Raw genomic sequence first — 914 nt, forward strand, 5'->3', positions numbered from 1 at the left:
GCCCATGGCTTTCCAAAATGCCAAAGATCTTCGATATACAATTTTATCCACGGAATACCGCCTCGTCGCGTACAAACTCCTGAATGAAATAAGTTATTCGTTCTCTCCAGTCAGCTTCGGTTACACTTTCAATACGCAGACATGGGGTGGCCTGCATATCCAGTTCTGTATTTCTTACGATCCACACATCATTCGTTCCTTTAAGAACAAATAGTAGATTTGTAACGGAAGGTCCATCTTCATCCGTATCCGCGTATATCATCTGGCTCAAATTATCTAGGCTACACTGATTACGATCAAAATCCTCTCGCCAGTCTTGTATTATTTGCTGAGCGGACTCATGAAGCTTCCACGTTGTCATTTGCTGCATGCTGAAGCTGGAAGAGGTTAACTCATTCCACTGTTCTTCGGTCAGATCGACGTATCGGCTGTGCTCATTGAAGTTCGAAGCAAGCAGGCCGAACAATTGATCAATGTCGTGATGCCAGTCTTCTGGGGAAGACCAGCGAAAGAAATGGAGTTCATTGTGGCTGGAAAAATGATACAGAAAACGTTCATTTCCATGGTGTATCGTTAATGTATTTTGCTTGTCCTGTTGCTCCTTGTAGCCACGTAGCATCTGGCGGCTTTGTACCAGATGAGCTAGCATCTCAACAATAAACGCATCAAATTCGAGCTGTTGTTGCCCGTCATCCCGTTGTTCCATCAAACCCTTGGATATCAGGCTATGCGTTGCGGCATGAAAAAGCAGTTCCCAGCGATCTTCGGTTAGTTCCCCGTAATAAGATTGGAGCAGACCAGAAGCCATATCTTCTGCGCCCAGTGCGGTCAAGGCAAAGCCTAGTTCCTCAAGCGTTAAAATTACCGTTTGTTTGTCCATAGTCAGGCTCCTTCTCCATCTGTTAGGTGTATGT

The 914-nt window shown here is 45.2% G+C and carries 1 protein-coding gene; it reads right to left on the reverse strand.

Annotated elements, in window-relative coordinates; all coding sequences use genetic code 11:
• Positions 1-43: 43 nt before the first annotated feature.
• Positions 44-914, reverse strand: an 871-nt coding sequence (locus GRP75_RS28150; RefSeq protein WP_237449247.1) for a hypothetical protein, incomplete at its 5' end; no start/stop codon positions are given.

This window comes from Paenibacillus sp. OT2-17 (genome assembly GCF_009827695.1).
Lineage (GTDB): Bacteria > Bacillota > Bacilli > Paenibacillales > Paenibacillaceae > Paenibacillus > Paenibacillus polymyxa_B.